This window comes from Streptomyces sp. NPDC006365 (genome assembly GCF_042870755.1).
Taxonomy (GTDB): Bacteria; Actinomycetota; Actinomycetes; order Streptomycetales; family Streptomycetaceae; genus Streptomyces; species Streptomyces xiangluensis.
Genome location: NZ_JBIAHS010000014.1, coordinates 214,553 through 238,649, shown reverse-complemented (window position 1 = coordinate 238,649; position 24,097 = coordinate 214,553). Strand labels below are relative to the sequence as shown.

Below are 24,097 nucleotides of genomic sequence, written 5' to 3'. Positions count from 1 at the left end.
GATCCCGGGGCGTCGGCCCGAAGGCATCAGGCGTCTCATTGCGCCCCAGGGGCCCGGGTGGAAGAGACCTCCGGCAGCGACGACGCTGACATTTGCCGTTACGTACTGCCGGAGGCGCAGTGGATGTCTCGACGACCCTTTGGGTCCTGACCATCGTGGGCCTTGTCGCCCTCATCGCGGTCGACTTCTTCATCGGCCGCAAACCCCACGACGTATCGATCAAGGAAGCCGGAATCTGGACCATCGTCTGGATCGTCCTGGCCGCACTGTTCGGACTCGGACTCCTCGTCTTCGGCGGCGGACAGCCCTCAGGCGAGTTCTTCGCGGGCTACATCACCGAGAAATCGCTAAGTGTCGACAACCTCTTCGTCTTCGTCCTGATCATGGCGAAGTTCTCGGTGCCCTCGCAGTACCAGCAGCGGGTGCTGCTCATCGGCGTGTTGATAGCCCTCGTGCTCCGTGCGATCTTCATCGCCGCGGGTGCCGCGATCCTCTCCAGCTTCGCCTGGGTCTTCTACATCTTCGGCGCCTTCCTGATCTACACCGCCTGGAAGCTGATCCAGGAGGCCAGGGCCGACGAGCCCGAGGAGGAGTGGGAGGAGAACAAGCTCCTCAAGGCCGCCGAGAAGCGCTTCGGCGTGGCCGACCGCTACCACGGCACCAAGCTGTGGATCCAGCAGAACGGCAAGCGGGTCATGACGCCGATGCTCGTCGTCATGCTCGCGATAGGCACCACGGACGTACTCTTCGCGCTCGACTCGATCCCCGCGATCTTCGGCCTGACACAGGACCCGTACATCGTGTTCACGGCCAACGCGTTCGCGCTGATGGGTCTGAGGCAGCTGTACTTCCTCATCGGCGGCCTGCTCAAGAAGCTGGTCCACCTCAGCTACGGCCTGTCGGTCATCCTCGGCTTCATCGGCGTCAAGCTGGTGCTGCACGCTCTGCACGAGTCCGGGGTCCACGTACCGGAGATCTCCATCCCGGTCTCTCTCGGCGTGATCTGCGCGGTCCTGATCGTCACCACGATCACCAGCCTGATGGCCTCCAAGAAGCAGGCGGCGGCCGAGGCGGCGCAGAAGGAGACCGAAGGTACTTCGAAGGACAGCATCGAGGCCTGACAGAAGGCGGACGCAGGCGTAGGAACCACCAGCACCGGGAGCGGTGGTCGGCGAGTTGCCGATCGCCGCTTCCCGGTGCACACCGCGCCGATACGGGGGCTCAGCCTCCGTCAGTACGTGACCGTGATGCGTCGTGCGGGCCCGTCCACGCGGACCACGCCTCCGTAGGGGATGACCAGTTGTGGATCGGTGTGACCGAAGTCCACATCGAAGACGATCGTCATGTCTGGGGCGTACATGCGCAGGGCGCGCAGGACGGCTTCACGCTGCTCGGCGGCGTAACGGGCGCCCTCCTCAAGGCTGTTGGGACGCTCGAAGAACCAGGTCTTGGCCCGGCCCATCAGGAGCGCCGAGAACCGTCGGAGCAGCCCGCGCTTCCCCATGTTGTGGAGGGTGCGGAAGACCTCCTCGCCACTCGGCATCTCCTCCGAGGTCTCCAGGAGCAGCACTCCGCCGTCGAGCACCGAGAGATCGCGGGGGACTTCGCGGTCCGCCATCAACAGCAGGCCGAGGATCTCCAGACAGCCTCCCCAGCTGCGGCCCTCGACGACCCGGTCCGCGTTGACCCACGTCCACCCGGTACCGGGCCGGGTCTCCGGTTCCGACTCGAAGGTCGTCGGGTCTGCCCAGTCGCGGTCGACGTCGCGCCAGCGTTCGGCGGGCCTGAGTTGGTACTCCCCGGTGTTGAACAGCGCGGCCCGTAGTGACTCAGCGGTCAGCGCGTGCATGGCGCCCGGCCGGCCGAGTTCACACATCACTCCCGCGCCGTGATAGGCGACGATCCCGGTGTTGTGCAGATACGCGAGCAGGTTCGTGTTGTCGCTCATGCCGAAGAACGGCTTCGGGTTAGCGCGGATCAACTCGCGGTCCAGCAGCGGCAGTACGGTGATCTGGTCGTCGCCGCCGATCGACGCGATGACCGCCTTGACCGTCGGATCGGCGAACGCTGCGTGGATGTCGTCGGCTCGCGCCCGAGGTGTCGCGCCCATCGTGCGGGTCGTCGCGTACTCGACCGGTTCGAGGCCGTACTCCTTGCGCAGCCGCTCCAGGCCCAGCTCGTAGGGGAGGGGGAAGAGGCCTGGCAGTCCCGCGGACGGCGAGATGACGGCGATCCGGTCGCCGGGCGACGGCTTGGGCGGATACGTCGGTGGCGTCATGACCGGAGCGTAGGAGCCGTCCCCGCTCCGGCGCACCGTGATAAACCGAGTCTGAGCAGCAGACCTGAACGTCGCCCTCGGGCGACGGCTCAGCCGACAGGACCGGAGGAACAGTGCCCCGCACCCTCGCCACCGCCCCGATCATGATCCTAAACGGCCCCAACCTGAACCTCCTGGGCCAGCGGCAGCCGGAGATCTACGGCTCGGACACGCTCGCCGACGTCGAGGGGATGTGCGCCAAGGCGGCTGCCACGTACGGCGGCACGGTGGACTTCCGCCAGTCCAACCACGAGGGCGAGTTGGTCGACTGGATCCACGAGGCCCGCCTGAACCATGTCGGCATCGTGATCAATCCCGGCGCCTACTCGCACACTTCCGTGGCGATCCTGGACGCCCTCAACACCTGTGATGACATGCCCGTGCTGGAGGTCCACATCTCCAACATCCACAAGCGCGAGGAGTTCCGGCACCACTCGTACGTCTCGCTCCGCGCCGACGGGGTCATCGCGGGCTGCGGCGTGCAGGGATACGTGTTCGGGGTGGAGCGGGTCGTGGCGCTGGTGGGAGCGGGTCGCGCGGAGGCCTGACGCGTGGGCCGCGGGCCGCCCGGGGGTGGGCTCGCGGCCCCGTCACACCACGGTGGTGGCCGGCCGCCGGACGTCGACCGACCGCCGCCGTGATGGGCCGCCGGCCTGAGGGCGGGGATCGGGTGGCCGGCGGCCCCTCCGCTCAGGAGCGTCTTCCTGCGCGGGCTGCCTCCAGTGGACCGCGCCGCCGCGTGCGCCGGGAGCGCGTGCGTGACACCGGCGCGTGCGCTCGGTTCACACGGGGCGCGCGACGGCGCGCGCCCGCGAAACGCGCGTCCCCGCCTGACGAGTCACGAAGGCCAACACCCGCCCGACGCCAAGCTGTTCATCAACTCACTGCCGACGCCGGGCAGTTCACCAGCCCCGCGCGTGCCACTCCGGCAGATGCGGCCGCTCCGCGCCCAGCGTCGTGTCGTTGCCGTGCCCCGGGTAGACCCACGTCTCGTCGGGGAGCACATGGAAAATCTTCGTCTCGACATCGTGGATCAAGCTGGCGAACGCCTTTGGATCCTTCCAGGTGTTGCCCACGCCACCCGGGAAAAGGCAGTCACCCGTGAACACATGAGGGTGCCCATGCGGATCGTCGTAGACGAGCGCGATCGAGCCGGGCGTGTGCCCCACAAGATGGCGCGCGGTCAGCTCCACGCGCCCCACCCGGATCGTGTCGCCGTCGTCGACCAAAACGTCGGTCGCTACGGGGATGCCCTCCGCGTCCTGACGACCCGCGTACGTACGCGCGCCCGTGGCCGCCACGACCTCCGCGAGCGCTTGCCAGTGGTCGCCGTGCTGGTGAGTGGTGACCACGGACGCGATGCCGTCGGCACCGATCAGCGTCAGCAGCGTCCCGGCGTCGTTGGCCGCGTCGATCAGGAGCTGCTCGTCGGTGGCCCGGCAGCGCAGCAGATAGGCGTTGTTGTTCATCGGGCCGACCGCGACCTTGGAGATCATCAGGTCCTGCAACTCGTGCACATCCGCAGGTCCGCCGACCTTCACCGCTCCGCTGTACGTCATGTTCTTCAGCCTATAGCGGAGGGAGTGCGGGGAGCGGACCGCCATCGGTGCTCAGCGCGGAACCGTCGCGGCGGCCGCAGAGCCAGCCGAGGAGGTCCGCCCGACGGCCGCTGACCGTGAGCTCGGGAAGAGGTGGCACGTAGCCGCTCCGGATCTGCTCCTGGGAGACGGACTCGACGGCTCCGGTGGGAATCATGCGGCCGTCATCCTGCTTGATCAGCAGGGCGGGTACGTCGGGATGGCCCCGGAAGCGCTCGGCGAGGAAGTTGATCTCCCGCTGAGTGAATTCCTCGGAAAGATCCTCCAGCTCGTACCCGATCCCCAGATCCACGTGATGCAGCTCCACCTCGACCCACCGCCGGAACGGCACCCGGGATGCCGCGTCGGTAACCCGGTTGCGCAGCTCCACCGTGCGGGACCAGTCCGCAGGCGCGGCGCCCGTCGCCTGGAAGCGGGCCGCGCTCTCTCGTAGGTCGGCCAGCTGGACGTTCAGCGGCCGTGGCGCGTCCCGCTCGATGTCGGCGTCGCGGGCGTCCGCGGAGGCGTACATGGGGCGCCCTTCGAGAACATTGACGAGAGCGTCCGCGTTGCGGGCGAGGTGGGCCAGGACATGGCCGCGGCTCCAGCCGGGCAGCCGTGACGGCTCGGCCACGGAGGCGTTGTCGAGTTTGGCCGCTGCGGTGAGCAGTCGTTCGGTCGCGTCACGTACTGACGCCAGGTCGCGCACATGATCGTTCATGGCAACGACCCTAGCTCCGCCTCACGTTCGGGTGAAGGTGGAGGACCGCCCCTGCAAATCGAATGTGCGTGCTATAGGCTCAGGCGCGGCGTCGGGCATGCTGGATGGCCCGGGATTGTTACCAACCAGGGAAACCAACCGGCGCTGTCAGTGGCTCCCCCTAGTCTGAGAAAAGACGGGGGCCCGCCCCTGTCACTTCTCTCAAGAAAGGTGCGGACCGGCGTGGCCGACCGTCTCATCGTCCGTGGGGCGCGCGAGCACAACCTCAAGAACGTCTCGCTCGACCTCCCGCGCGACTCGCTCATCGTCTTCACGGGTCTGTCCGGGTCGGGCAAGTCCTCGCTCGCGTTCGACACGATCTTCGCCGAGGGACAGCGGAGGTACGTCGAGTCGCTGTCCTCGTACGCCCGGCAGTTCCTCGGGCAGATGGACAAGCCGGATGTCGACTTCATCGAGGGCCTGTCGCCGGCTGTCTCCATCGACCAGAAGTCAACCTCGCGCAACCCGCGCTCGACGGTCGGCACCATCACCGAGGTCTACGACTACCTGCGCCTGCTCTTCGCGCGCATCGGCAAGCCGCACTGCCCCGAGTGCGGTCGCCCCATCTCCCGCCAGTCGCCGCAGGCGATCGTCGACAAGGTCCTGGAGCTGCCCCAGGGGAGCCGTTTCCAGGTCCTGTCGCCACTGGTGCGTGAGCGCAAGGGCGAGTTCGTCGACCTCTTCGGCGATCTCCAGACCAAGGGGTACAGCCGGGCCCGGGTCGACGGAGAGACGATCCAGCTCTCCGAACCGCCGAAGCTGAAGAAGCAGGAGAAGCACACCATCGAGGTCGTCGTCGACCGCCTCACGGTGAAGGAGGGCGCCAAGCGCCGCCTCACGGACTCCGTTGAGACCGCGCTCGGCCTGTCCGGCGGCATGGTCGTCCTCGACTTCGTCGACCTCCCCCAGGACGACCCCGAGCGCGAGCGCATGTACTCGGAGCACCTCTACTGCCCGTACGACGACCTGTCCTTCGAGGAGCTGGAGCCCCGCTCCTTCTCCTTCAACTCGCCCTTCGGCGCCTGCCCGGAGTGCACGGGTATCGGTACACGCATGGAGGTCGACCCCGAGCTGATCGTCCCCGACGAGGAGAAGTCCCTCGACGAGGGAGCCATCCACCCCTGGTCGCACGGGCACACCAAGGACTACTTCGGGCGTCTGATCGGAGCCCTCGCGGACGCGTTGGGATTCCGGACCGACATCCCCTTCGCGGGCCTCCCGCAGCGCGCCAAGAAGGCCCTCCTGTACGGGCACAAGACGCAGATCGAGGTGCGGTACAGAAACCGCTACGGCCGCGAGCGCGTCTACACCACGCCCTTCGAAGGGGCCGTCCCCTTCGTGAAGCGGCGGCACAGCGAAGCCGAGAGCGACGCGAGCCGCGAGCGCTTCGAGGGCTATATGCGCGAGGTGCCCTGCCCCACCTGTGAGGGCACACGCCTCAAGCCCCTCATCCTCGCGGTCACCGTCCTCGGGAAGTCGATCGCCGAGGTCTCCGCGATGTCCATCAGCGACTGCGCGGAATTCCTGGGCGAGATGAAGCTCAACGCGCGCGACAAGAAGATCGCCGAGCGCGTCCTGAAGGAGGTCAACGAACGGCTGCGGTTCCTCGTCGACGTAGGCCTCGACTACCTCTCGCTGAACCGCGCGGCGGGCACCCTCTCCGGCGGCGAGGCCCAGCGCATCCGCCTGGCCACCCAGATCGGCTCCGGCCTCGTAGGCGTCCTGTACGTCCTGGACGAGCCCTCCATCGGGCTGCATCAGCGCGACAACCACCGCCTCATCGAGACCCTGGTCCGGCTGCGGGACATGGGCAACACGCTCATCGTCGTCGAACACGACGAGGACACGATCAAGGTCGCCGACTGGGTCGTCGACATCGGCCCCGGCGCGGGGGAGCACGGCGGAAAGGTCGTACACAGCGGCCCCCTGAAGGAGCTGTTGGCCAACCCCGAGTCGGTGACCGGCCAGTACCTGGCGGGCAAGAAGGAGATCGCACTCCCGGAGATCCGCCGCCCCGCCGACCCGATCCGCAAGCTCACCGTGCACGGCGCCCGCGAGAACAACCTCCAGGACATCGACGTGTCCTTCCCCCTGGGCGTCCTCACGGCCGTCACGGGCGTCTCGGGCTCCGGAAAGTCGACACTCGTCAACGACATCCTCTACACCCACCTGGCCCGCGAGCTGAACGGCGCCCGGAACGTTCCCGGGCGGCACACGCGCGTGGACGGCGACGACCTCGTCGACAAGGTCGTGCACGTGGACCAGTCGCCCATCGGCCGCACTCCCCGGTCGAACCCGGCGACGTACACCGGAGTCTTCGATCACGTCCGCAAGCTGTTCGCCGAGACGACCGAGGCGAAGGTCCGCGGCTACATGCCGGGGCGTTTCTCCTTCAACGTCAAGGGCGGCCGCTGCGAGAACTGCTCCGGTGACGGCACCATCAAGATCGAGATGAACTTCCTGCCGGACGTGTACGTCCCCTGCGAGGTCTGCCACGGGGCGCGCTACAACCGGGAGACGCTGGAGGTCCACTACAAGGGCAAGTCCATCTCCGAGGTCCTGGACATGCCCATCGAGGAGGCCCACGGCTTCTTCGAGGCCGTGCCCGCGATCGCGCGCCACCTGAAGACCCTCAACGACGTCGGTCTCGGCTATGTGCGGCTCGGCCAGCCCGCGCCGACCCTCTCCGGTGGCGAGGCCCAGCGCGTGAAGCTGGCCTCCGAACTCCAGAAGCGGTCGACGGGACGTACGGTCTACGTACTCGACGAGCCGACCACCGGTCTGCACTTCGAAGACATCAGCAAGCTGATCTCGGTCCTGTCGGACCTGGTCGACAAGGGCAACACGGTCATCGTCATCGAGCACAACCTCGACGTCATCAAGACCGCGGACTGGGTCGTCGACATGGGCCCCGAGGGCGGAAACGGTGGCGGCCTCGTCATCGCCGAGGGCACGCCCGAGCAGGTCGCGGGGGTGCCGGCGAGCCACACCGGCAAGTTCTTGAGGGAGGTGCTGGGCGCCGAGCGCGTCAGCGACGCCGAACCGGTGAAGGCCCCGCGCAAGGTGGGGGCCAAGAAGACGGTGGCCGCCAAGTCGATGACGAGGACGGCGGCGACGGCCAGGACCGCCAACACCACCGCCACCAAGAAGGCGGACGCGGCCACCAGGAAAGCGACTCCGGCGAAGAAGACGGCGGGGGCCCGGAAGGCCTGAGCCGGGTTCGTACGCGTAGGTCCAGCTCACATGAACGCGCCGCGCCCCACGGGAACTCCCCGTGGGGCGCGGCGCGTTGCACAGTCAGCCGCCCTGCCCCTGCGGCTCGACGAACTGCATGTCCAACTGAATCCTGACCACCTCACCGAGCACCCCGGGGGCGAAGTCCAGGCCGAAGTTGCTGCGCCGGATCTCGCCGATCGCCTCGAAGCCGGCGTGCCTACGGTTGTCGATGACGGAGTCCACCACGCCCCCGAACTCCACTGCGAACGTCACCGGACGGGTCACCCCGCCGATCGTCAATTCGCCCTCCATCGACCACTCCTCGCCCTTTCCGGACACACGAGTGGATCGGTACGTCATCGTCGGGCGGCTCGCCACGTCGAGCAGTTCGGGGGAGAGGGTGTGCGCGTCACGGTCGGCGTTGCCGGTGTCGATGGAGGCCAGCGCGATCTCGGCGCTCACCTTGATGTCGTCGGCCGACTCACCCACGTACAGCTCGGCCTTCACCTCGCTGAAGCGGCCCCGCACCTTGGCGATGCCGAGGTGGCGGATGGTGAAGTTCACGGCGGAATGGAGGGGGTCGAACTCCCAGTCGCCGGGGAGCAGGGGGAGAGCGGAAGCGGTCACTGCGGTCGAGGTGTTGTCGTTAGCCATGCGGCCACTGTGCGAGAGGTCCCGGACGGGAGGGAGACCGGGCTGAGGATGGTAGTGACAGGGCCACCATCCAGTGCTCGTGCGTTGATACGTTCCTTGGGTGAGCGACAACGAGTTGGGCGCCTTCTTGCGCATGCGCCGTGAGGCGGTCACCCCCGCCGAGGTGGGGCTGCCCACCGGACCCCGTCGTCGCACGCCGGGGCTGCGCCGCGCCGAGCTGGCCACGCTGGCCGGCATCAGCGTCGAGTACCTGACCCGGCTCGAACAGGGCCGTGACCACAACCCGTCATCCCAGGTGCTGGGCGCCCTGGCGGACGCGTTGCGGCTGGCCGTGCCCGACCGCCTCCTGCTGCGCCGCCTGGCGAAGGAGCCGGGCGGCGACGCCGTGCTGTGCAGCGGCGAGATGACTCCGACCCGCATGGTGCGTCGCACCACGCGGGCCCTGCTGGACCGGCTGGAGCCCACCCCCGCCGTCCTGCTGAACTGGCTCGGCGACATCCTCGCGTACACCACCGGTTATAAACGGCTCGCGGCCCCCTTGGGGCTGCTCGACGGCGCGCATCCCAGCATCCTCCGCTTTGTGTTCATCGACGAGAGGGCCCGCGCCGCCTTCCCGGACTGGGATCGCGTGGCCGACGAGCAGGTCGCCGCCTTCCGGCACGAGGCGCCGTCCAACGATCCCCATGTGGCCGCGCTGATCGACGAGTTGACCGTCACGGCCGGAGCCCCGTTCGCCGATCGCATGGCCGCCGTGCCCGTCATGCCGCGGCCGACCGGAGCCGACCTCATCGCCCATCCCGAAGTCGGCCCTCTGCGCGTCGCCCACGAGACGCTCGTCCTGCCGAACGACGGCCAGCGCCTGATCGTGCACCTGCCCGCCGACGACGCCACGGCCGACGCGCTCGACCGGCTCAGTGGCCGCCGGCCCGGCGCGTTGCGCGCGGTCAACAACTGACGCCCGCCGGTGGCCGCGCAGACCGTCTAGAAGTCGCCCACCTCAGAGGCGTACGGCGGCTCCGCGCCCGCTCGTGAGCAGGTGATCGCCGCCGCGCGTGCCGAGAATCGCAGCAGGTCGCCCCAGCCGTCGGCGCCCAGGTCGGCCAGCGCCGCCGCGGACAGGGCGTCGCGGGCGGCGAGGCCGTGCAGCAGGGCCGCGTTCACCGTGTCGCCCGCGCCGATCGTGTCCACCACGTCGACCCGTTCGCCCGGCACCGCGTACTCCGCGCCGTCGCGGGTGAAGACGGTCAGGCCGTCGCCGCCGCGCGTGACCACGACGGCGGCCGGGCCCGATGCCAGCCACTCGCGTGGGGTGCCGCCGAGCCACTCCGCGTCCTCCTCGGACACTTTGAGCAGTGACACCGAGGGCAGCCAGCTCTTGAACCGGGCCCTGTAGGCGTCCGCGTCGGAGATCAGCACTGAGCGGATGTTCGGGTCGAGCGCGGTGAACACGCCCTGCGCGGAGGCGACCCGCATCAGCTCCTCGTACGCACTCGCGCCCGGCTCCAGCACCAGCGAACAGGTGCCGAAGGACACCGCCCTTGTCCCGGACGGGAGTTGGTCCGGAGCCGAGAACAACCGGTCCGCCGTGCCTTCGACGTAGAACGAGTAACGGGCCGAACCGTCCGTGCCGATCGACGCGACAGCGAGGGTCGTCGGCTCCGCGCCCCGCTGCACGGACGACACGTCGACGTTCGCCTCACGCAGCCCGTCGAGCAGGGCCTCGCCGAAGACGTCGGACGACACTCGGGAGCAGAAGGCGGCCGGGGAGCCGAGGCGGCCCAGCGCCACCGCCGTGTTGTACGGGCCGCCGCCGCGGCGCGGATCGAGTCCCGCGAGCGCGCCCGCCTCCTGCGGCACCAGATCGATCAGGGCCTCACCGGCGACGACGATCACGAGTCGGGTCCTTTCTCAGGGCAGCCGCACGAAGTGCGGTGAACGAAGGCGGAGGGCAGCCGGAGCGTACGGGCCGGACGGCCTGGGGAGGCCAGCCGCTCCAGGAGCAGCCGTACGGCCTGGCCCCCGATCTCCTTGCTGGGCTGGGAGACCGCGGTGAGTCGGGGCGAGAAGAGGTCCGCCCAGGAGAAGTCGTCGAAACAGCACAGGGCCACGTCATCGGGCACGGACAGACCCCGCTCCCGCAGGGCTCGCAGTGCGCCGATGGTCATGGCGTTGTTCGCGGTGACAAGAGCCGTTGGCGGCACCGGGAGGGAGAGCAGGTCGCCGGTCGCCCGCTCGGCGCCCTCCGCCTCCGAGCTGCCGGACACCACGAGACGTTCGTCGAACGGGAGCCCCGCGTACGCGAGCCCGTGCCGGTAACCCGAGATCCGCTCACTCGTGGTGCTGAGCCCCGGCAGACCCCCGACCAGGCCGATCCTCTTGTGGCCCAGCTCGGCGAGGTGGGTGACCAGATGCCTGACGGGCTCGGTGTTCTCCGCGCAGACCTGGTCGAACGTGAAGCCGGGCGCCGCGGACTCGTCGACCAGCCGGTCCAGGAACACCGTCGGTACGTCATGCCGCCCGAGGTAGCGGATGAGCTCGCCCGGATGCACCGACGGCGCGACGATCATGCCGTCCACCCGCCGCTCGTGCAGCAGTTGGACCACCTTGCGCTCGTGCTCCGGATCGTCGTGGGGGTCCGCGATCAGCAGGCTGTACCCCTGCTCCAGGGCACCGGCCTCGACACCCTGCAGGATCTCCGTGAAGTACGGATTGCTGATCGCCGACACCGCGAGCCCGATGGACCGGGTACGCGCCGTGACCAGGGATCTCGCCAGCGAGTTGGGCGTGTAGCCGAGCTCGTCGATGGCGTCGAGCACCGCCTGGCGGGTGGTCGGCCGCACTGTGCGGGTGTTGTTGAGGACGTGCGAGACCGTCGCGACGGAAACGCCCGCGCTGCGGGCCACGTCGACCATGGTCGCCATGTGGTCCCTCCTCCCCCTCGCAGCGGCCGACCAGCCGGGCGCTGTCTGGACGGACCGTACCTCATGGAACGGCAGACGTAAACGCTTGCGCAAACGATTACGTAAGCGTTTGCGCAAGCCTTTGCGCGAGCGCCTGCGCAATCGTTTACGTCAGCGTCTACGTGCAGCCCTGCGCCACCCCGCCCCAAGCACCGCCTCAGCCGTTCGCTGTCACTCCCAGTCCCACCCGATCCCCACGATCCCCGACCGCACCCTCGGCTCGACCATGTGAACCGACCGATGGCGCTCGCTGAGCGTCAGTCCCTGGCGGCCGCTGCGCGGCGCAGCCACCGAGTGCTGGGTGAAGCGGTGGCAGCGCACGGGCAGCGCGTCCTCGGCGAACTGCACCTCCAGGGCGTACTGCCCGCCCGGGGAGCCGAAGTCGCGGACGTACTCCCTGGACGCGCCGGCCGTGCCGTCCTCGACGCCGTAGCGGAACAGGCAGGTGTCGCCGATCCGCAGCCGAGTGTCGAAGAGCAGCTCCGCCACGAGCACCCCGGTGTCGTGGTGCCAACGCACGCGTCCCGTACGGCAGTTCTCCAAGGCGTGCACTGTCATGTGCTCCGGTGCGCACCCCGGGTCGCCGTGGTGGACGGCCACATAGCGGTCGATGCCGTCCTTGTGGGCGCGCACGATGTGCTGCGAGTCGCGCCCCGACAGCTCCCGGCGTGAGCCGATCCGCACCCGCTCGTGCCGGCCGAGCATGTGCAGTCCACTGTCGAGCGACGCTCCCAGCTCCGCGAGCAGCTTCTCCAGGGCGCCGGAGGCCTCCACCCGGGAGCGGTACGAACGGGCAGCGGGGTGTGCAGGCCCGGGGCGCTCCTCGGCCTGGGCGAGCAGGCGTACCAGAGACTCGTCGGGCAGCTGGAGGATTTCCTCCAAGGCGCGTACGGCCCGCAGCGACTCGGGGCGCTGCGGGCGGCGGGCGCCCTGCTGCCAGTAGCTCAGGCTCGTCACGCCGACCTTGACCCCGTACCGCGACAGATGATGCTGGACGCGCTGCAGCGGCAGTCCGCGGGCGGCGATCGCGGCGCGCAGGGCCACATGGAAGGGGCCGTCCCGCAGGGCGGTCTCCAGTTCGGCCGTGGCGATGTCCGCGTGCTGTATGCCGTGCCGCATGCAGGAGCCCTTCTGTGAATGCCGAGGTTTACGGCCCCAAGTCATCCCGCATTGAAGCGTGTTGATCATGGCCGGGCAACACTTGGCGCCCAGCGGTCAAAACTCGGCAACTCCCGGCAGAGTTCTGTCCACAGGGGCGCAGAGGCTCCATCCACAGGGCCGCCGCGGTGTCACACCACGCCAGTAGGGTGTGAGACATGGCCGACCCCTCCAGCTACCGCCCCAAGCCGGGGCAGATCCCCGACTCGCCGGGGGTCTACAGGTTCCGCGACGAGCACCGCCGGGTGATCTACGTCGGAAAGGCGAAGAGCCTGCGCCAGCGCCTGGCCAGCTACTTCCAGGACCTGGCGGGCCTCCACCCGCGTACGCGCACCATGGTGACGACGGCCACCTCGGTGGAGTGGACGGTGGTGTCCACGGAGGTCGAGGCGCTGCAGCTGGAGTACTCCTGGATCAAGGAGTACGACCCCCGGTTCAACGTCAAGTACCGCGACGACAAGAGCTACCCGTACCTCGCGGTGACGATGAACGAGCAGTTCCCGCGCGTGCAGGTGATGCGCGGCCAGAAGCGTAAAGGCGTGCGCTACTTCGGCCCGTACGGGCATGCGTGGGCGATCCGCGACACCGTGGACCTCCTGCTGCGGGTCTTTCCCGTCCGTACCTGCTCCGCCGGCGTGTTCAAGAACGCCGAGCGCACCGGCCGCCCCTGTCTGCTCGGCTACATCGGCAAGTGCTCGGCCCCCTGCGTCGAGCGGATCTCGGCCGAGGACCATCGCCAACTGGCCGATGAGTTCTGCGACTTCATGGCCGGCCGCACAGGGACGTACATCCGTCGTCTGGAGCGGCAGATGACGGACGCGGCCGAGGAGATGGAGTACGAGCGGGCGGCCCGCCTCCGCGACGACATCGAGGCCCTCAAGAAGGCCATGGAGAAGAGCGCGGTCGTGCTCGCCGACGCGACAGACGCCGATCTGATGGCGGTCGCCGAGGACGAGCTGGAAGCCGCGGTGCAGATCTTCCACGTGCGGGGCGGACGGGTGCGCGGCCAGCGAGGCTGGGTGACGGACAAGGTCGAGGCCGTCACCACCGGGGATCTCGTCGAGCACGCCCTCCAGCAGTTGTACGGCGAGGAGAGAGGCGACTCCGTGCCCAAGGAGGTGCTCGTCCCGGCACTGCCCGATCCCGTCGAGCCCGTCCAGGAGTGGCTCACCACGCGCCGGGGCTCCAATGTCTCGTTGCGCATTCCGCAGCGCGGCGACAAGAAGGCCCTGATGGAGACGGTGCAGCGCAACGCCCTCCAGGCACTCGGGCTGCACAAGACCAAGCGCGCCTCCGACCTGACCACCCGCTCGCGCGCTCTGGAGGAGATCGCCGAAGCCCTCGACCTGGACAGCGCGCCCCTGCGGATCGAGTGCTACGACATCTCTCACCTCCAGGGGGACGACGTCGTGGCCTCCATGGTGGTCTTCGAGGACGGCCTCCAGCGCAAGAACGAGTACCGTCGTTTCCAGATCAAGGGCTTCGCCGGCCAGGACGACGTCCGTTCCATGCACGAGGTGATCACCCGCCGCTTCAAGCGCTACCTCGCCGAGAAGGAGAAGACCGGCGAGTGGGAGGACGGGGAGAACACGCTCACCGAGGACGACGGCCGGCCCAAGCGGTTCGCGTACCCGCCACAGCTGGTCGTCGTCGACGGCGGGCAGCCTCAGGTCGCGGCCGCCCAGAAGGCGCTGGACGAGCTCGGTATCGACGACATCGCCGTGTGCGGCCTCGCCAAGCGCCTCGAAGAGGTCTGGCTGCCCGGCGATGACGACCCGGTGGTGCTCCCACGGACCAGCGAAGGGCTCTATCTTCTTCAGCGTGTACGCGATGAGGCGCACCGCTTCGCGATCACGTATCAGCGGACCAAGCGGGCCAAGCGTTTCAGGGCGAGCCCGCTGGACGATGTGCCGGGCCTCGGTGAGACGCGCAAACAGGCGCTGGTCAAGCACTTCGGCTCGGTGAAGAAGCTGCGATCCGCGACCATCGAGCAGATCTGTGAGGTCCCCGGTATAGGCCGCAAGACGGCCGAGGTGATCGCCGTGGCCCTCGCCGAGGCGACCCCGGCCGCACCCGCCGTGAACACGGCGACTGGAGAGATCATGGAAGACGAGGAATACGAGGCGGACGCAGTACCCGACACGACGGAGGGTTCCGCTCAGGAGCCCGTATCCGCGGGCGCCTCGAACGAGCGACGGGGGCAGGAACCATGAGCGAGCAGGATGGGCAAGGCACCGGGCGCACAGCCGAACAGGAAGCCGGGCGCACGGCGGAACACGAGAAACCGCCGAAGGCGGCGAGGGATGCTCACTCGCCGCTCGAAGCGAGCAAGCAAGCGGGCGAGCAAGCGCCCGAAGCGGGCCGGCAAGACGGAGCACAAGTGAGTACGGGTATCGAAGCAGCAGGGGTCCCCGATGCGGCCATCCCCGAGCTGGTGATCATCTCCGGTATGTCCGGCGCGGGCCGGTCGACCGCCGCCAAGTGTCTGGAGGATCTCGGCTGGTTCGTGGTCGACAACCTCCCGCCCGCGCTGATCCCCACCATGGTGGAGCTCGGCGCCCGCTCCCAGGGCAATGTCGCCAGGATCGCGGTCGTCGTCGACGTACGGGGGCGCCGCTTCTTCGACAACCTCCGTGAGTCCCTCGCCGACCTGGAGTCCAAGAGCGTCACGCGGCGGATCGTCTTCCTGGAGTCCTCCGACAACGCCCTGGTGCGCCGTTTCGAGTCCGTGCGCCGCCCGCACCCCCTCCAGGGCGACGGCCGCATCGTCGACGGCATCGCCGCCGAGCGCGAGCTGCTCCGCGAACTGCGAGGCGACGCCGACCTGGTGATCGACACCTCCAGCCTGAACGTGCACGAGCTGCGCGCCAAGATGGACGCCCAGTTCGCCGGAGAGGAGGAGCCCGAGCTGCGGGCCACCGTCATGTCCTTCGGCTTCAAGTACGGCCTCCCGGTCGACGCCGACCTGGTCGTGGACATGCGGTTCCTGCCCAACCCGCACTGGGTCCCGGAGCTGCGCCAGTACACCGGCCTCAACGAAGAGGTCGCGGCATACGTCTTCAACCAGCCAGGCGCCAAGGAGTTCCTCGACCGGTACGCCGAGCTGCTCCGCCTCGTCCAGGCCGGCTACCGCCGCGAGGGCAAGCGCTATGTGACCATCGCGGTCGGCTGCACCGGAGGCAAGCACCGCTCCGTCGCGATGTCGGAGAAGCTCGCCGCCCGTCTGGTGTCCGAGGGAGTGGAGACGGTCGTCGTCCACCGGGACATGGGCCGCGAATGACGGGTCGTACGCTGCGACTGAGCAGGCTGCGCCGGGTCGGCACCGAAGGCCAGGGCGGCAAGCCCGCCGAGGCGCGCGGCGGCAAGCCGCGCCGCCGCGGCACGCAGCCCAAGGTCGTCGCGCTCGGCGGCGGCATGGGACTGTCCGCCTCGCTCGCCGCCCTGCGTCGCATCACCGGCGACCTCACCGCGGTCGTCACGGTCGCCGACGACGGCGGCTCGAGCGGCCGTCTCCGCGACGAGCTGGGCGTGCTCCCGCCCGGCGATCTGCGCAAGGCTCTCGCCGCGCTGTGCGGCGACGACGACTGGGGCCAGACCTGGGCCCGCGTCATCCAGCACCGCTTCCAGTCCCAGGGCGAACTGCACGAGCACGCGGTCGGCAATCTGCTGATCGTCGCCCTCTGGGAGCAGCTGGGCGACCACGTCCAGGCCCTGGACCTGGTCGGCAAGCTCCTGGGCGCGCAGGGGCGCGTGCTGCCCATGTCCGCCGTGCCCCTGGAGCTCCAGGCCCTCGTCAAGGGCCACAATCCGGAGCGGCCCGAGGACATCGAGACGGTACGCGGCCAGGCCACCGTCGCCCTGACCACTGGCGAGGTGCAGTCCGTCCACCTCGTGCCGCACGACCCGCCCGCCGTCCCCGAGGCCGTCGCGGCGGTCCTCGACGCGGACTGGGTGGTCCTCGGCCCCGGCTCCTGGTTCTCCTCGGTGATCCCGCATCTCCTCGTGCCCGATCTGCTCGACGCACTCACGGAGACGAAGGCGCGCCGGGTGCTCTCCTTGAACCTCGCCCCGCAGCCGGGAGAAACCGAGGGCTTCTCCCCGCAGCGTCATTTGGAGGTTTTGGGACGACACGCCCCTAAACTCGCCCTGGACGTGGTACTGGCCGACGAGGCCGCCGTGCCCGACCGCGATTTACTCACCGAAGCCGCCCAGCGGTTCGGGGCCGCGGTCGAGCTGGCGCCGGTGGCCCGGACCGACGGATCTCCGAGGCACGATCCGGAGCTGTTGGCCGCCGCGTACGACCGTATTTTTCGGATGCATGGAAGGATCGGCCCATGGCGATGACGGCAGCGGTGAAGGATGAGATCTCCCGGCTCCCCGTCACCCGGACCTGCTGCAGAAAGGCGGAGGTCTCCTCCCTTCTGCGGTTCGCCGGCGGCCTCCACCTGGTGAGTGGCCGCATCGTGATCGAGGCGGAGCTGGACACCGCGATGGCGGCGCGCCGCCTCAAGCGGGACGTCCTGGAAATCTTCGGCCACAGCTCCGAGCTGATCGTGATGGCTCCCGGGGGCCTGCGCCGCGGCTCCCGCTATGTCGTCCGTGTGGTTGCCGGCGGCGACCAGCTGGCCCGTCAGACGGGGCTGGTCGACGGCCGGGGCCGGCCGATCCGCGGGCTGCCCCCGCAAGTGGTCTCGGGCGCCACCTGTGACGCCGAGGCGGCCTGGCGCGGGGCGTTCCTCGCGCACGGCTCGCTGACCGAGCCGGGCCGCTCGTCCTCCCTGGAGGTGACCTGCCCGGGGCCCGAGGCGGCGCTCGCGCTGGTCGGCGCGGCCCGGCGGCTCCAGATCGCCAGTAAGGCCCGTGAGGCGCGCGGCGTGGACAAGGTGGTCGTCCGTGACGGTGACGCGATCAGCGCGCTGCTGACCCGCCTCGGCGCCCACGAGGCCGTGCTGGCCTGGGAGGAACGCCGGATGCGCCGCGAGGTCCGCGCCACGGCGAACCGTCTCGCCAACTTCGACGACGCCAACCTGCGTCGCTCCGCCCGCGCCGCCGTCGCCGCCGGAGCCCGTGTGCAGCGCGCCCTGGAGATCCTCGGTGACGAGGTCCCCGAGCACCTTGCCGCCGCCGGACGGCTGCGCATGGAGCACAAGCAGGCCTCCCTGGAGGAGCTGGGCGCGCTCGCCGACCCGCCGCTGACCAAGGACGCCGTCGCGGGCCGTATCCGCAGACTGCTCGCCATGGCCGACAAGCGGGCCCAGGACCTGGGCATCCCGGGGACGGAGTCCACCCTCTCCGAGGAACTGGCCGACAATCTGGTGGGCTGACCGCACGGCCCCGACGCGACTCCCTACGCCCCCTACGGGCCTCGATGCCCGGGCGGTCCGTACCCCTACTGGTGGGTACGGACGGCAGTGCCGTGTATGGGCCCTCGGATGTCACTCTGGGGGCCTCAGGGAGGTAGGGTCGTAGGCGGTCGGGGACATCCCATACAACTCGCCGGCATCTGAGCCGGCGTACCAACGAGGAGATCGGTTCGTGACGATCCGCGTAGGCATCAACGGCTTTGGCCGCATCGGTCGTAACTACTTCCGCGCGCTGCTGGAGCAGGGTGCAGACATCGAGATCGTGGCTGTCAACGACCTGGGTGACACCGCGACCACCGCTCACCTGCTGAAGTACGACACCATCCTGGGCCGCCTGAAGGCCGAGGTGTCCCACACCGAGGACACCATCACCGTCGACGGGAAGACGATCAAGGTCCTCTCCGAGCGCAACCCCGCCGACATCCCCTGGGGCGAGCTGGGCGTCGACATCGTCATCGAGTCGACCGGCATCTTCACGAAGAAGGCCGACGCCGAGAAGCACATCGCCGGTGGCGCCAAGAAGGTCCTCATCTCGGCTCCGGCCAAGGACGAGGACATCACCATCGTGATGGGCGTCAACCAGGACAAGTACGACGCGGCCAACCACCACGTCATCTCGAACGCTTCCTGCACCACCAACTGTGTGGCCCCGATGGCCAAGGTTCTCGACGAGAACTTCGGCATCGTCAAGGGCCTGATGACGACGGTGCACGCGTACACGAACGACCAGCGCATCCTGGACTTCCCGCACAAGGACCTGCGCCGCGCCCGTGCCGCCGCCGAGAACATCATTCCGACGACCACCGGTGCCGCCAAGGCCACCGCGCTGGTCCTTCCGCAGCTCAAGGGCAAGCTCGACGGCATCGCGATGCGCGTCCCGGTCCCGACGGGCTCGGCCACCGACCTGGTCGTGGAGGTCCAGCGCGAGGTCACCAAGGACGAGGTCAACGCCGCGTTCAAGAAGGCCGCCGACGACGGCGAGCTCAAGGGCTTCCTGTTCTACACCGAGGACGAGATCGTGTCCTCGGACATCGTCGGCGACCCGGCCTCCTGCACCTTCGACGCCTCCCTGACCATGGTCCAGGAGGGCAAGTCGGTGAAGATCCTCGGCTGGTACGACAACGAGTGGGGCTACTCCAACCGCCTCGTGGACCTCACGGTCTTCGTCGGCGGCCAGCTCTGAGTCCCAGAGCAAGCACGTTGATGTGAGCACAGGGCCCGGGCAGCGCGACGCCGCGCTGCCCGGGCTGCCTTTTGCGGCTAAACCGCCGCCGCTCTCGCGGACCTGGTTGATCGCCATCGTGGTTCCTCAACTGATGGCTGATCTCTTCGCGGGAAAACATCAGAGTCCCACCCAGGAGCCACTCAATGAAGACGATCGACGAACTTCTCTCCGGAGGCGTGGACGGCAAGCGGGTCTTCGTCCGCGCTGACCTGAACGTGCCGCTGGCCGACGGCCGCATCACCGACGACGGGCGTATCCGCGCCGTCCTGCCCACCGTCAAGGCCCTCGCGGAGGCGGGTGCCAAGGTGGTCGTCGCCTCGCATCTGGGCCGCCCCAAAGGTGCCCCGGACCCGGCGTTCTCGCTGCTGCCCGCCGCCGAGCGGCTCGGTGAACTCCTCGGCGCGCCTGTCGCGTTCGCCCAGGACACCGTCGGCCCCGCCGCCCACGACACAGTGAACGGCCTGCAGCCCGGCCAGGTCGCGATCATCGAGAACCTGCGCTTCAACGCCGGTGAGACGTCGAAGGACGACACCGAGCGGGGCGAGTTCGCGGACCAGCTCGCGGCCCTGGCCGATGTCTACGTGGGCGATGGTTTCGGCGCGGTGCACCGTAAGCACGCCTCCGTGTACGACCTCCCGGCGCGCCTGCCGCACTACGCCGGCTACCTCATCGCCACCGAAGTCGGTGTCCTGAAGAAGCTCACCGAGGACGTCAAGCGCCCCTATGTCGTCGCGCTCGGCGGCGCCAAGGTCTCCGACAAGCTCGCCGTCATCGACCAGTTGCTCGGCAAGGCCGACCGGCTGCTGATCGGCGGGGGCATGGCGTACACCTTCCTCAAGGCCAAGGGGTACGAGATCGGCAGCTCTCTCCTTCAGGAGGACCAGATCCCGGCCGTCATCGAGTACATCGAGCGCGCCGAGAAGTCTGGTGTCGAGCTGGTCCTGCCCGTCGACGCACTGGTCGGGTCCGAGTTCCCGGACCTGAAGACCAAGGCCCCGGCCAATCCCACCACCGTCGCCGCGGACGCCATCCCGGCCGACCAGATGGGCCTGGACATCGGTCCGGAGTCCCGCAAGCTGTACGCCTCGAAGCTCGCCGACGCCGCCACCGTCTTCTGGAACGGTCCCATGGGCGTCTTCGAGCACCCCGACTACGCCGAGGGCACCAAGTCGGTCGCCCAGGCCCTTCTCGACTTCCCGGCCTTCACGGTCGTCGGCGGTGGCGACTCCGCCGCGGCCGTTCGCATCCTGGGCTTCGACGAGACGGCATTCGGCCACATTTCGACCGGTGGCGGCGCCTCCCTCGAATACCTCGAGGGCAAGACGCTCCCCGGCCTCGCCGCACTGGAGGACTGACCCCTGATGGCTGCATCTAACTTCTCTGGGCGCACGCCGCTGATGGCGGGCAACTGGAAGATGAACCTCAACCACCTCGAGGCCATCGCCCACGTCCAGAAGCTCGCCTTCGCCCTGGCCGACAAGGACTACGAGGCCGTCGAGGTCGCCGTCCTGGCACCCTTCACCGACCTGCGCTCCGTGCAGACCCTGGTCGACGGCGACAAGCTCAAGATCAAGTACGGCGCCCAGGATGTCTCGGCGCACGACTCCGGCGCCTACACCGGCGAGATCTCCGCCCCGATGCTGGCCAAGCTGAAGTGCGCCTACGTGGCGGTCGGCCACTCCGAGCGCCGGCAGTACCACAACGAGACCGACGAACTCTGCAACGCCAAGGTCAAGGCCGCCTTCAAGCACGGTCTCACGCCGATCCTGTGTGTCGGTGAGGAGCTGGAGGTCCGCGAGGCGGGCAACCACGTCACTCACACGCTGGCCCAGGTCGAGGGCGGCCTGAAGGGCGTACCGGCCGAGCACGCCCTGACCATCGTGATCGCGTACGAGCCCGTGTGGGCCATCGGCACCGGCAAGGTCTGCGGCGCCGACGACGCCCAGGAGGTCTGCGCGGCCATCCGCGGCAAGCTCGCCGAGTTGTACTCCCAGGAGACGGCCGACCACATCCGCATCCAGTACGGCGGCTCGGTGAAGGCCGGGAACGTCGCCGAAATCATGGCGAAGCCCGACATCGACGGCGCTCTGGTCGGCGGCGCCTCGCTGGACGCCGACGAGTTCGTCAAGATCGTCCGGTTCCGCGACCAGTAAGTACCTGTCCGGTGACCAGTAAGTAGGCGCCGGCGGCGATACGTCGTACCCTTGCGGGGGCCGGGAGGCTTCGCTTATGGAGCTCCGGCCCCCGTCGTCCGTACAAGTCCGAGGAAGTTGGTCCAGCCGTGGTTATGGGGTTCTCGATCGCCCTGATCGTCTTCAGCCTGTTGCTGATGCTGCTGGTGCTGATGCACAAGGGGAAGGGCGGCGGCCTCTCCGACATGTTCGGTGGCGGCATGCAGTCGTCCGTCGGCGGCTCCTCGGTCGCCGAGCGAAACCTCGACCGCATCACCGTCGTGGTCGGTCTGTTGTGGGCCGCGTGCATTGTCGTGCTCGGCATCCTGATGAAGGTCACCAACTGACCAGCGGCTGACGGCGGTACGACAGCGCATCTTTCGCATAAAGCCCCATGTCCGGTACGCGCTCGCGAGCGCGGCCTATCATGGGGCTTGCGTCTTTGGGTGGGGTGTAACTCCAGTCACTGGACGCGCGTTGGCCCTTACGTACACTGAGGCGCTCGCAGCGAAGCATCACGCCGACTCGCTTCGCGGCACCATTACGCAGGGAGTTACAACCGTGGCAAGTGGCAACGCGATCCGAGGAAGCCGGGTCGGGGCGGGGCCGATGGGCGAGGCCGAGCGCGGCGAGTCCGCGCCACGGCTGCGCGTCTCCTTCTGGTGCTCCAACGGACACGAGACGCAGCCGAGCTTCGCCAGCGACGCGCAGGTACCCGAAACCTGGGACTGCCCGCGCTGCGGCTTTCCGGCCGGACAGGACCGGGACAATCCGCCGGACCCGCCGCGCACCGAACCGTACAAAACGCACCTGGCGTACGTACGGGAGCGGCGCAGCGACGAGGACGGCGAGGCGATCCTCGCCGAGGCGCTCGCCAAACTGCGGGGCGAAATCTAGGACTTGAGGAACCGGCCGGGCACCCACGGGTGCGCGGCCGGAGCTGTTGCGTGGCGTCAAGCCCTGATCAATTAGGTTGGGACCGGCAGCGGGGCAACGTACGCAGCAGGACAGGTACGAAAGAAGGCTGAAGTCCGAGATGAACGCAGATAGCCGTACCCGGCTCAACCAGAAGCCCGAGTGGACCGCTCTGGCCAAGCACCGCGAGGAACTCGGCGAGGTGCGGCTGCGTGAGCTGTTCGCCGCGGACCCGGGGCGCGGCGCCGGATACACACTTCAGGTCGGCGATCTGCACGTCGACTACTCCAAGCATCTGGTCACCGACGAGACACTGCGGCTGCTGCGTGAACTGGTCGCCGCGGCCGATGTGTACGGGCTGCGGGACGCCATGTTCCGCGGCGAGAAGATCAATACGACCGAGAACCGCGCCGTGCTGCACACCGCGCTGCGCGCGACACGCGACGCGGTCATCGAGGTCGACGGCGAGAACGTCGTACCGAGTGTGCACGCCGTGCTCGACAAGATGGCCGGCTTCTCCGACCGCGTCCGCTCGGGCGCGTGGACGGGGCACACCGGCAAGCGCATCCGCAATGTGGTCAACATCGGCATCGGCGGCTCGGATCTCGGTCCGGCGATGGCATACGAAGTGCTGCGGTCCTTCACCGACCGAGAGCTGACCGTCCGCTTCGTGTCGAACGTGGACGGGGCCGATCTGCACGAGGCGGTACGGGACCTGGACCCGGCCGAGACGCTGTTCATCATCGCCTCGAAGACCTTCACCACCATCGAGACGATCACCAACGCGACTTCGGCGCGCGACTGGCTGCTGACCGGGCTGAGGGCGGACCAGGATGCCGTCGCCAGGCACTTTGTGGCTTTGTCGACGAACGCCGAGAAAGTGTCGGACTTCGGTATCGACACGGCCAACATGTTCGAGTTCTGGGACTGGGTCGGCGGCAGGTACTCGTACGACTCGGCGATCGGCCTTTCGCTGATGATCGCGATCGGTCCCGACCGGTTCCGCGAGATGCTGGACGGTTTCCGGCTGGTCGACGAGCACTTCCGTACCGCGCCCGCCGAGTCCAACGTGCCACTGCTGCTCGGCCTGTTGGGCATCTGGTACGGCAACTTCCATGACGCGCAGTCGCACGCGGTGCTGCCGTACTCGCACTATCTGTCCAAGTTCACGGCGTACTTGCAGCAGTTGGACATGGAGTCCAACGGCAAGTCCGTGGGGCGCGACGGCGAAGCTGTGGAGTGGCAGACCGGGCCCGTCGTGTGGGGCACACCGGGGACCAACGGGCAGCATGCGTACTACCAACTCATCCACCAGGGCACGAAGCTGATCCCGGCCGACTTCATCGGGTTCGCCGAGCCGGTCGCGGATCTGCTGCCGGGGCTTGTCGGCCAGCACGATCTGCTGATGGCCAACTTCTTCGCGCAGACGCAGGCGCTGGCCTTCGGGAAGACGCCGGACGAGGTGCGTGCGGAGGGTGTGCCCGAGGAGCTGGTGCCGCACAAGACGTTCCAGGGCAACCATCCGACGACCACGATCCTCGCGCGCGAGCTCACTCCGTCGGTGCTCGGCCAGTTGATCGCGCTCTACGAGCACAAGGTGTTCGTCCAGGGCGCTGTCTGGAACATCGACTCCTTCGACCAGTGGGGCGTCGAGCTCGGCAAGGTGCTCGCCAAGCGTGTCGAGCCGGCGCTGACCGAGGGCGCGGAAGTCTCGGGCCTTGACGAGTCGACGACGGCGCTGGTCGCCAAGTACCGGGAGATGCGCGGACGTTGATCTCGTG

At 68.6% G+C, this 24,097-nt stretch carries 21 protein-coding genes; 14 read left to right on the top strand and 7 right to left on the bottom strand.

What is annotated here, in order from left to right; genetic code table 11:
- Positions 1–119 precede the first annotated feature (119 nt).
- Entirely contained in the window at positions 120–1,121 is a 1,002-nt protein-coding gene (locus tag ACFYO0_RS32225; protein WP_388683141.1) for a TerC/Alx family metal homeostasis membrane protein, read from the top strand.
- A gap of 110 nt (positions 1,122–1,231) precedes the next feature.
- On the opposite strand, the gene ACFYO0_RS32220 is transcribed toward ACFYO0_RS32225, so the two are convergent.
- A complete protein-coding gene (locus ACFYO0_RS32220) occupies positions 1,232–2,278 on the bottom strand; it encodes a S66 peptidase family protein (RefSeq protein WP_388683140.1) in 1,047 nt (348 codons plus the stop codon).
- Positions 2,279–2,391: 113 nt separating this feature from the next.
- Here ACFYO0_RS32220 and aroQ point away from each other — a divergent pair, with 113 nt between their 5' ends.
- Entirely contained in the window at positions 2,392–2,865 is a 474-nt protein-coding gene (gene aroQ / locus ACFYO0_RS32215; RefSeq protein ID WP_388683138.1) for a type II 3-dehydroquinate dehydratase, read from the top strand.
- 354 nt (positions 2,866–3,219) lie between these two features.
- On the opposite strand, the gene ACFYO0_RS32210 is transcribed toward aroQ, so the two are convergent.
- Together ACFYO0_RS32210 and ACFYO0_RS32205 are read right to left on the bottom strand one after the other, a co-directional pair.
- Positions 3,220–3,876 carry an MBL fold metallo-hydrolase gene (locus ACFYO0_RS32210; RefSeq protein WP_388683136.1) on the bottom strand — a complete coding sequence of 219 codons (657 nt, stop codon included), beginning with the start codon at positions 3,874–3,876 and terminating at the stop codon, positions 3,220–3,222.
- Positions 3,877–3,886: 10 nt separating this feature from the next.
- Positions 3,887–4,615, bottom strand: a complete 729-nt coding sequence (locus ACFYO0_RS32205; protein WP_388683135.1) for a maleylpyruvate isomerase family mycothiol-dependent enzyme — start codon at positions 4,613–4,615, stop codon at positions 3,887–3,889.
- Between the two features lie 222 nt (positions 4,616–4,837).
- Between ACFYO0_RS32205 and uvrA the strand changes: the two genes are divergently transcribed.
- Positions 4,838–7,867 carry an excinuclease ABC subunit UvrA gene (gene uvrA, locus ACFYO0_RS32200; RefSeq protein WP_388683132.1) on the top strand — a complete coding sequence of 1,010 codons (3,030 nt, stop codon included), beginning with the start codon at positions 4,838–4,840 and terminating at the stop codon, positions 7,865–7,867.
- Positions 7,868–7,951: 84 nt separating this feature from the next.
- Here the strand turns inward: uvrA and ACFYO0_RS32195 are convergent, their stop codons facing one another.
- Complete coding sequence (locus ACFYO0_RS32195) at positions 7,952–8,524, bottom strand: YceI family protein (RefSeq protein ID WP_388683130.1); 573 nt, start codon at positions 8,522–8,524, stop codon at positions 7,952–7,954.
- A 100-nt stretch (positions 8,525–8,624) separates the two neighbouring features.
- Between ACFYO0_RS32195 and ACFYO0_RS32190 the strand changes: the two genes are divergently transcribed.
- Positions 8,625–9,479 carry a helix-turn-helix domain-containing protein gene (locus ACFYO0_RS32190; protein ID WP_388683128.1) on the top strand — a complete coding sequence of 285 codons (855 nt, stop codon included), beginning with the start codon at positions 8,625–8,627 and terminating at the stop codon, positions 9,477–9,479.
- Positions 9,480–9,505: 26 nt separating this feature from the next.
- Here ACFYO0_RS32190 and ACFYO0_RS32185 read toward each other — a convergent pair whose 3' ends face one another.
- From ACFYO0_RS32185 to ACFYO0_RS32175, 3 genes are all read right to left on the bottom strand, one after another.
- The gene (locus ACFYO0_RS32185) at positions 9,506–10,417 is read right to left on the bottom strand and encodes a carbohydrate kinase (protein WP_388683125.1); all 912 of its coding nucleotides are present in this window, start codon (positions 10,415–10,417) and stop codon (positions 9,506–9,508) included.
- Positions 10,414–11,445, bottom strand: a complete 1,032-nt coding sequence (locus ACFYO0_RS32180; RefSeq protein WP_388683123.1) for a LacI family DNA-binding transcriptional regulator — start codon at positions 11,443–11,445, stop codon at positions 10,414–10,416. Before ACFYO0_RS32180 ends, ACFYO0_RS32185 begins: the two co-directional genes overlap by 4 nt.
- A gap of 210 nt (positions 11,446–11,655) precedes the next feature.
- Positions 11,656–12,603 (bottom strand): hypothetical protein, encoded by a 948-nt coding sequence (locus ACFYO0_RS32175; RefSeq protein WP_388683121.1) that lies wholly within the window; start codon positions 12,601–12,603, stop codon positions 11,656–11,658.
- Between the two features lie 197 nt (positions 12,604–12,800).
- On the opposite strand from ACFYO0_RS32175, the gene uvrC reads away from it, so the two are divergent.
- The 10 genes from uvrC to pgi all read left to right on the top strand — a co-directional run bounded on the left by uvrC (position 12,801) and on the right by pgi (position 24,090).
- Positions 12,801–14,855 (top strand): excinuclease ABC subunit UvrC, encoded by a 2,055-nt coding sequence (gene uvrC / locus ACFYO0_RS32170; protein ID WP_388683119.1) that lies wholly within the window; start codon positions 12,801–12,803, stop codon positions 14,853–14,855.
- A complete protein-coding gene (gene rapZ / locus ACFYO0_RS32165; protein WP_388683116.1) occupies positions 14,852–15,922 on the top strand; it encodes an RNase adapter RapZ in 1,071 nt (356 codons plus the stop codon). Before uvrC ends, rapZ begins: the two co-directional genes overlap by 4 nt.
- A complete protein-coding gene (gene yvcK, locus ACFYO0_RS32160; RefSeq protein WP_388683113.1) occupies positions 15,919–16,986 on the top strand; it encodes a uridine diphosphate-N-acetylglucosamine-binding protein YvcK in 1,068 nt (355 codons plus the stop codon). The genes rapZ and yvcK overlap by 4 nt, the downstream gene beginning before the upstream one ends.
- Positions 16,977–17,966, top strand: coding sequence for a DNA-binding protein WhiA (gene whiA / locus ACFYO0_RS32155; protein WP_165342597.1), 990 nt, complete (start codon positions 16,977–16,979; stop codon positions 17,964–17,966). The genes yvcK and whiA overlap by 10 nt, the downstream gene beginning before the upstream one ends.
- Positions 17,967–18,177: 211 nt before the next feature.
- On the top strand, positions 18,178–19,188 hold the full coding sequence (gene gap, locus ACFYO0_RS32150; RefSeq protein ID WP_388683111.1) for a type I glyceraldehyde-3-phosphate dehydrogenase: 1,011 nt from the start codon (positions 18,178–18,180) through the stop codon (positions 19,186–19,188).
- Between the two features lie 185 nt (positions 19,189–19,373).
- Complete coding sequence (locus ACFYO0_RS32145) at positions 19,374–20,585, top strand: phosphoglycerate kinase (protein WP_388683109.1); 1,212 nt, start codon at positions 19,374–19,376, stop codon at positions 20,583–20,585.
- A 42-nt stretch (positions 20,586–20,627) separates the two neighbouring features.
- Positions 20,628–21,383 carry a triose-phosphate isomerase gene (gene tpiA, locus ACFYO0_RS32140; protein ID WP_388683178.1) on the top strand — a complete coding sequence of 252 codons (756 nt, stop codon included), beginning with the start codon at positions 20,628–20,630 and terminating at the stop codon, positions 21,381–21,383.
- Positions 21,384–21,517: 134 nt separating this feature from the next.
- On the top strand, positions 21,518–21,748 hold the full coding sequence (gene secG / locus ACFYO0_RS32135) for a preprotein translocase subunit SecG (RefSeq protein ID WP_165342601.1): 231 nt from the start codon (positions 21,518–21,520) through the stop codon (positions 21,746–21,748).
- 214 nt (positions 21,749–21,962) lie between these two features.
- Positions 21,963–22,298, top strand: coding sequence for an RNA polymerase-binding protein RbpA (locus ACFYO0_RS32130; RefSeq protein ID WP_388683107.1), 336 nt, complete (start codon positions 21,963–21,965; stop codon positions 22,296–22,298).
- A 139-nt stretch (positions 22,299–22,437) separates the two neighbouring features.
- On the top strand, positions 22,438–24,090 hold the full coding sequence (gene pgi, locus ACFYO0_RS32125; RefSeq protein WP_388683104.1) for a glucose-6-phosphate isomerase: 1,653 nt from the start codon (positions 22,438–22,440) through the stop codon (positions 24,088–24,090).
- Positions 24,091–24,097 lie beyond the last annotated feature (7 nt).